At 60.4% G+C, this 7404-nt stretch carries 7 protein-coding genes; 5 read left to right on the top strand and 2 right to left on the bottom strand.

Going from position 1 to position 7404, the window contains the following annotated elements; genetic code table 11:
• Both K1Y02_23895 and K1Y02_23890 read left to right on the top strand, forming a co-directional pair.
• Nucleotides 1–288 (top strand): hypothetical protein (locus K1Y02_23895; GenBank protein ID MBX7259423.1); only part of this gene is annotated, 288 nt, incomplete at its 5' end.
• Between the two features lie 302 nt (nt 289–590).
• Complete coding sequence (locus tag K1Y02_23890) at nt 591–1808, top strand: MFS transporter (GenBank protein ID MBX7259422.1); 1218 nt, start codon at nt 591–593, stop codon at nt 1806–1808.
• 110 nt (nt 1809–1918) lie between these two features.
• Here K1Y02_23890 and K1Y02_23885 read toward each other — a convergent pair whose 3' ends face one another.
• Nucleotides 1919–3241, bottom strand: coding sequence for an extracellular solute-binding protein (locus tag K1Y02_23885; GenBank protein ID MBX7259421.1), 1323 nt, complete (start codon nt 3239–3241; stop codon nt 1919–1921).
• A gap of 63 nt (nt 3242–3304) precedes the next feature.
• Between K1Y02_23885 and K1Y02_23880 the strand changes: the two genes are divergently transcribed.
• Together K1Y02_23880 and K1Y02_23875 are read left to right on the top strand one after the other, a co-directional pair.
• A complete protein-coding gene (locus K1Y02_23880) occupies nt 3305–4738 on the top strand; it encodes an aldehyde dehydrogenase family protein (protein MBX7259420.1) in 1434 nt (477 codons plus the stop codon).
• A gap of 112 nt (nt 4739–4850) precedes the next feature.
• Nucleotides 4851–5390, top strand: coding sequence for an NAD(P)H-dependent oxidoreductase (locus K1Y02_23875; GenBank protein MBX7259419.1), 540 nt, complete (start codon nt 4851–4853; stop codon nt 5388–5390).
• Nucleotides 5391–5472: 82 nt separating this feature from the next.
• Here the strand turns inward: K1Y02_23875 and K1Y02_23870 are convergent, their stop codons facing one another.
• On the bottom strand, nt 5473–5880 hold the full coding sequence (locus tag K1Y02_23870) for a hypothetical protein (GenBank protein MBX7259418.1): 408 nt from the start codon (nt 5878–5880) through the stop codon (nt 5473–5475).
• 264 nt (nt 5881–6144) lie between these two features.
• On the opposite strand from K1Y02_23870, the gene K1Y02_23865 reads away from it, so the two are divergent.
• Nucleotides 6145–7404 (top strand): SGNH/GDSL hydrolase family protein (locus K1Y02_23865; GenBank protein ID MBX7259417.1); only part of this gene is annotated, 1260 nt, incomplete at its 3' end.

Below are 7404 nucleotides of genomic sequence, written 5' to 3'. Positions count from 1 at the left end.
GTGTACTTTCTAATTGACTATGACCGATCCAGCGGCTCCAAAGAAATTAGAGTCTTCGCAGACGATAAATTGCGCGAGGCCGATGAAGCGCGTCTGGAACTTGAACTTCGCTACCATCGTCTTGGGATCGAACGAGAGGTGGTAGTGCTAGACGCTGCCAGTGAAGAAGCACTCCGGAAGACCCACGCGCGCTACTTTGAAGACATCGGATCGATGGCCGCTTCGTTTGCCCAGGTATTGGATGCCCGAAGCTCAGCGCTCCCTGGCCAAACCAACGACACGAAGTAGTACAGACAGTCCCCTCTTTGCAGCTTAGCCACTTTGGCGACGGTTAGTTTGGCCACAGCCGAAGGCCTTAGCTGCCCTGGAGGTCACATAAATCGCAAAGGGCCTTTTGCTCTCTGGCCTTTCCAGTCCTCGCCCCCAATACGCATACCCCAACGTTTTTCTGGATGACATCGCATAGGTCCCATGAGTCCCATGAGCCCCATAGGACCTATTTCCGGATTTTCCAGCCGCCCACGCGTTTGGCAATACACTGCGAATCCGCTACGCTATACGTTTGTCATTCCCAACGAATCGAGGCATTTGTGTCCCAGCGCACCCAACTGACCCTCTTCTTCGCGGCGGTGGCCTCCATGTCCATGGCGGTCGGCGTCCACGATTCCATTTTCAACAATTTCCTTTCGGACACCTTCGCGCTTTCCGCCGAACATCGCGGCTGGCTTGAATTTCCCCGCGAACTCCCCGGTTTCCTGACGGTCGTTTCGGCGGCCGCGCTCTTCTTCCTCCCCGTGACCCGCGTCGCGATGGTGGCGTCGTTTACCTTCGTGATCGGCATGATCGGCATCGCCATCCTCGGCACATCGTTCTCGTGGATGGTGTTCCTCATGATGGTGGGCAGCACCGGACTCCACCTGCTCCAGCCTTCTGCGGGCACCATCGCCATCGGACTCAGCGACGACTCCAATCGTGGCCGCCGCATGGGCCAGACCGGCGGATTCGGCATGGCGGGCACCGTCGCGGGCACCGGACTCGTATGGCTGTTCTTCGACAAGGCTTCCCCGCACTATGCACAAGGCTTTCTCATTGTCGCCGGACTCGGCGCCCTCGCCGCCTTCCTTTACAGCTTTATGCACGTGCCGCATCTTCACGGACCTCGCCGCCGTTTCCTCGTGCGGCGCCGCTTCAGTCTCTACTACCTGCTCGAGATCCTCGCGGGCGCGCGCAAACAGGTCTTCCTGACGTTTGGCCCGTGGGTCCTCATCAAGATCTACGGCGCAGGCGCAACGTCCATTGCCGGATACCTGCTTATCGCCGCCATCATCGGCATCGCATTCCGTCCCGTGATGGGCCGCGTCATGGACCGATTCGGCGAGCGCACCGTCATGATCTTCGACGGCCTTTCTCTGTCTTTGGTGTGCATCGGATACGGCTATGCCATCGCGTGGCTTGGCACTCCAGAACGCGCGCTACCCCTTGCCTCCGCGTGCTTCGTTGCCGACAACCTGCTCTTCATGCTCGGCGACGCCCGCGCGGTTTACCTGTCCCGCATGGCAGGCACCCACGAAGAACTCAATTCCACGCTCGCCCTCGGCGTGTCCGTCAACCACATCGCGTCGATGACCATCCCCACAGTCGCAGGAGCACTCTGGGTCCACTTCGGCTACGAACGCGTCTTCGCCGCCGCCGCCATACTCGCAATCGCGACCGCCGCCATTGCGCTGAAAGTCCCCGCCAAAGGCGTCGCGCTTCGCCCCGTGTCTCAACCAACCCTCGCCGAAGCCCCCGAACCCGCCGCCGACTAACGCACAACTCCTACCTATTCATCTCTGAATATCAGCCGTCAACTTCGGCCTCCTGCATTTTGGCTCTTGTCTTCAATCCAAAATCCAAAATCTAAAATCCAAAATCTCTCCTATTCCCCTTTCCACCACAATCCCCGCAGCACATACCGCTCCACCTCGCTCTCCACTTCCGGCCACACCCGCAGCAACGGTGTTGCGCGCGAAACCGCAAACGCCCGCTCCAATCCTTCCGGGACTTTCACATTCGCCGCGACACTTTTCCGCGCAGGCACCGATCCCATATCCACCGCGCGTTGACCCTGCACACTCATTCCCGTCAGCAGATCCAACACCGACGCAATCGCGTCTCGCTTTGCTTCAGCGCGACCCGCAAACGCCACGATCACGTCGTTGCTCCGCATCGACACCGGACCGTTTTTTCCCGGCACCGGCGCGACGTCCACGTCAGGCGTCTTCATCGCAAGCCCCGCGCTGTTGCCTACCGTCATCGCGATTCGACCCTCGTAAAACCAGCTCATCGACGCATCACGTCTGCCAAATGTCCCCGGCAACGCCACGCGACCATTACGCAGGGACCACAGGAAGTTGATGGTCTCCACCGCCGCGGGTTCCGCAAGCGCGCTATGACCGTCGCGAATTACGTCCCCGCCCGCCGACCACAACGACTCCAGGAACGGTAAATCGCCCAACGCAAACCGCCGATCCATACCCTTCTGCGGCGTGCCGTCGAACGTTTTCGCATACGCCAGCAACGCATCCCACGTTTCTGGGGGCGCAGCCACATCCGACGCGTGAAAGAACAACACGCTACAGAATCCGTCTGCGGGCAGCGCGTAGAGCGCATCCCCGATACGATGGTCCCGCAACACCTCCGGCCGCAGATCGTCGAGCAGCGTTTGCGGCAATAGCGTGTCCAGCCGCGCGACGCGTTTTCCATCGACCAGCGCCGCCAACATATCCCGCTTCACAACAGCCATATCCGGCATGTCCCCCGAAGCTATCGCAACGGTCAGCTTCTGTACCGCGTACACCCACGGCCCAATCGGCTGCGCCTGCAATCGAATTTCCGGATGCTCCTTCCCGAACGCCGCCAACACCTCCCCATCTGACGCCAGCGCCGGACCCAGGATCGGGTGCTCCGGGTACCACAACTCGATAGCGCTCGCATTTCCAACCGTCGGTGCATTGTACGGGCTATCTTCGGAGTTTTTGCTGTCCCTGCTGTATTTGTTGTCTTCCGCAGCTTGCGCCAGCACCCGCTCCACCGACTCCGACGCTTGCTTCAACGCCTCCTCCGGAGGCAATGGCGACGATCCTCCAAAACATCCCGCACTCACGCACGCCACTGCCGCCAATACGCAACCTGCGACCGCGCCCGCGGCTCTGCGCGCTACGGTCTTCTTGCTGACCCTATCTGCATTGCCTCTCGACATCTTCAGTCTTCTTCCCGATTCAGAATCCAAAATCGCGTCTCACTCCAGTATACTTGCCTCACCATGAAACCAACCTATCCCTACTTTCTCGCCAATCGGTCCTGCGCGCCAAACCACGATCTCATTGTGCGCGACAAGTACTCTAACGAACCCGCCGCGCGTGTCGCTTTAGCCGATGCTGCCGCATTGGATGCCGCCATCGCGGCCGCAGTTGCCGCCGAGGAACCCATGCGCCGCATGGCCGTCTATGAGCGCCGCGCCGTCCTCGAGCATTGCGTCAATCGATTCACGGAGCGTCAGTCCGAGTTGGCCGAATGCCTCTGCGTCGAAGCGGGCAAACCCATTCGCGACAGCCGCGGCGAAGTCGCGCGCCTGATCGACACGTTTCGCGTTGCCGCCGAAGAGACTTCGCGCAGCACCGGAGAAGTCCTCCCGCTCGATATTAGCGCTCGCGCGCGAGGCTACTCCGGCATGTGGAAGCGTGTCCCCATTGGCGCGTGCGCCTTCATCTCGCCGTTCAACTTTCCGCTCAATCTCGCCGCACACAAAATCGCTCCCGCGATTGCCGCGGGCTGTCCCTTCGTGCTCAAACCGGCCAGTCTCACGCCCATCGGCGCATTGCTCATCGGCGAGATTCTCGCCGAAACCGAACTTCCCGAAGGCGCGTTCTCCATACTACCCAGCACACGCGACGCCGCCGACCTGCTCGTAACCGATGACCGCCTGAAACTCCTCAGCTTCACAGGTTCGCCCGAAGTCGGCTGGAACATGAAGACTCGGGCGGGCCGCAAGAAGGTTGTCCTTGAACTTGGCGGCAACGCCGCGTGCATTATCGACGAGGACGCCGACCTGGACGACGCCGTGTCCCGCATCATAATCGGCGCGTTCTACCAATCCGGACAGAGCTGCATCAGCGTGCAACGCATCCTCGCTCACGAGTCGGTGTACGAGAGTCTGCGTGACCGCCTCGTCGCGGAAACCAACGCGCTCACTTGCGGCGACCCGCGACTTGAATCCACGTTCATCGGACCGATCATCTCCGATGCTGAAGCCGCGCGAATCGAATCGTGGGTCCAGTCCGCAGTCACCGCGGGTGCACGATTACTCTGCGGCGGCACACGCGACGGGCGCATGATCCTGCCCGCGCTCCTCGAAAACGTCTCGCATTCCGAGCCTGTCTGGGCCAACGAAGTCTTCGGGCCTGTCGCATGCCTCGCGCCGTTCCGCGACTTCGATAGCGCCCTGCGCGAAGTGAACGCCAGCGAATACGGCCTCCAGGCCGGCGTGTTCACGCGCGACCTGTCCCGCGCCTTGCGCGCCTGGGATACGCTCGAAGTCGGCGGCGTAGTCATCGGCGATGTCCCGTCCTGGCGCGTTGACCACATGCCTTACGGCGGCGTCAAGTCCAGCGGACTGGGCCGCGAAGGCGTTCGTTTTGCCATTGAGGACATGACCGAAATCCGTCTCATGGTCATCCGCGGCCGCGAACAGATTTGAACGCGGGAACATTCCGGCATCTTGCGTCGTTTCTCATTGACACTGTAACGCCGGTACCTGTCGGCATTTCGGTTTCACGGCACCAAACAACCCGAGGCAATTGTCACGCGATATGAGCTTTCTCATTTTCAGTTGCAGCCTGAATCCCAATAGTCGCAGCCGCGTCCTCGCAAGGGCCGCCCAAACGCGCCTCGAAGCAGCTGGCGTCGACGTCGAGTTCGTCGATTTGCAGAACTGCCCCCTGCCCTTGTGCGACGGCGCATCGGCTTATGGCGATCCGCTTGTCGCCGAACTTTCACGCAAGATCGCCGACGCCGAAGGCGTTCTGATCGCGGTCCCAATTTACAACTTTGCCGTTAACGCGGCTGCCAAGAACCTCATCGAGCTCACGGGCAACGCTTGGCGCGAGAAGATTGTCGGTTTCCTCTGTTCCGCGGGCAGCACCATCAGCTTCACGTCCGTGATGACCTTCGCCAACAGCCTCATGCTCGATTTCCGATCCGTTATCGTGCCCCGGTTCGTCTACGCTACCGAAGCCGATATCGACGGCGGCCGCATCATCGATCCGCGCCTCCACGAACGCATCGAAGAGGTCACGTCTACCCTCATACGTTTCGCGCGCGCCCTGAATCCCGTGCCTCACGACTCATAACCCGCTTCCACGGCCAGTTCCAGTTTTCATCTCACCATCTGCATTCATTGCCCCTATGGGTCTCATGGGACCCATTTGTTCCTTAAGTCCTCTTCACGTTCCTTTGCCTTGGGCTACACCTTCTCCGCTTCGGCACCCCTTTCGCCAAGGTCACGCCTTCGCGCTCCGCCAATGCCCGCAACTTGTTTACCGAGCGCCGCACGGCTCGCAACACCGACGATGCGTTTGTCCCCGTTGCGTAGCCCGCCTGCGCGTACGTCAGGCCCCCGAAGTAATACAACTCCACACACCGCCGTTCCCTTGCCGTCAATTTCCGCTGCATCTTCCGCCGCACCCACTGCAACAACTCCGCCTTCCGGCGGCCCCACCGCAACCCCTCGAGAATCTCCTCTTCCGTCTCGTACCACGCGCGCAATCGGATTCCCATTTGCCGCAACAAACGGGGGTCCATGGCCGTTATAAGCCGTTCCGATCGAATTCGTACCGTCATCACAAGGCCTCCTCATCCGGCAATCCTGCCGCGGTTGCTACACACGCAGCCTAGGCCGGAGAGGGGCGCAAAGAATTGTGGAAACCTTATGATTTCTCCACGATCCTCGAGCGAAATCGTTTCACCCCCGATATCAGTGGGGCATCAATTTCTCACAACATTTCCATACTCCATTCCGTCCATTCTGTCCGGACATTCCGTTGCACCCAGCCTCTCCCTTCCGACACAATGCTTGCGGCCTGTCAATACGAAAGGAGTGCCATCGTGATTACCGCCCTGCTGCTGACCCTCGCCGTCGCCGCCGATCCCGTAATGCCCGTGCGGACTACCGCTCCATGGACCATCGAAGTCGGTCCCGGTTCCGTCGAACTCAACGGACGGACAATCACGCTTAGCGCGCCGCAGTCCTTCGTCATCTCCCCCGCGGTGGTACTCCAGGTCTACGACGAAAAGCACGACACACTGCCCGTCTTCAACGAGAATGCCGGCGGTTGGTCCAAAGGCTTGCACCCCGACCCCATCAAGACCGAAGAATGCAGCCAGACCGGCTCCTTGATCCCGGGTACCTTCGTGCTTAAACCCGATAAGGGCGACGCTCAACCGTTTACCCTCGACAAGGACTACCGCATGGACGAGTTCTGGGCGTCCATCGGCCGCATCGATGGCGGCGGCATCGATCCCGCAAAGCCCGTCTACTTCGACTACAAATACAGCCCCTGCCGCATTGACTCGATAGTCGCTGACGCGCAAGGAAAGCTGCGCCTGATTGAAGGTGTGTCGGCAAACGGTATCGTGCTGCCTCCGGAGCTGACTGCCGATGAGACGGCTGTCGTCAACGTGTGGATTCCCAGCCAATGCCCGCAGCTCACCGACGACAACCTTTTCCCCGTCTACGCGAGCACGGCCGTGCCCCCGATCGAACCCGTCGCCGAGCAGTGCCTGCCCAAGACCCTCGCAAAGCTCCGCGCCGGTGAAGACGTGCACATCGTTGCCTTTGGCGACAGCGTCACCTGTGGCGGCGGCACGTCTCGTGCTGAAGACTGGTACCAGGAACAATTCCGTCGCATGCTCCAGGAAAGATTCCCCAACGCGAAGATCCACATGCACACGGCGGGCTGGGGCGGCGCGTCCAGCAACGCCTATCTCACCCAGCCGCGCGGCGCAGAACACGACTTCGTGCGCGACGTACTCGAAGTCAAACCCGATATGGTTACGATTGAGTTCGTCAACGACGCGTACCTGAACGAAGAACAGACTCTTGAGCACTACCGGAGTTTCATCTCACAGATTCACGGAGTCGGTGCGGAAGTAGTCCTCATTACACCGCATCTCGTGCGGCCTGACTGGATGAACCTGACGACCATGAAAGTGAAAGAAGACCCCCGGCCCTACGTCGCCGGACTCCGCCGCCTTGCGAAAGAAGACAACCTCGCGTTGGCCGATGCCTCGCAGGACTACTGCAACCTTTGGAAGATGGGCATCCCCTACATGACGCTCATGGCCAACGCCATCAATCATCCGGAC

Source organism: Candidatus Hydrogenedentota bacterium, assembly GCA_019695095.1.
Lineage (GTDB): Bacteria > Hydrogenedentota > Hydrogenedentia > Hydrogenedentales > SLHB01 > JAIBAQ01.
The sequence above is the reverse complement of the archived record's forward strand: the minus strand, read 5'-3'. Positions and strand labels throughout refer to the sequence as shown.

What these genes read in the sequence shown, in the direction of transcription:
- K1Y02_23875 (MBX7259419.1), top strand. Translation starts at nt 4,851, where the DNA reads ATGAGCTTTCTCATTTTCAGTTGCAGCCTGAATCCCAATAGTCGCAGC.
- K1Y02_23880 (MBX7259420.1), top strand. Translation starts at nt 3,305, where the DNA reads ATGAAACCAACCTATCCCTACTTTCTCGCCAATCGGTCCTGCGCGCCA.
- K1Y02_23870 (MBX7259418.1), bottom strand. Translation starts at nt 5,880, where the DNA reads ATGACGGTACGAATTCGATCGGAACGGCTTATAACGGCCATGGACCCC.
- K1Y02_23885 (MBX7259421.1), bottom strand. Translation starts at nt 3,241, where the DNA reads ATGTCGAGAGGCAATGCAGATAGGGTCAGCAAGAAGACCGTAGCGCGC.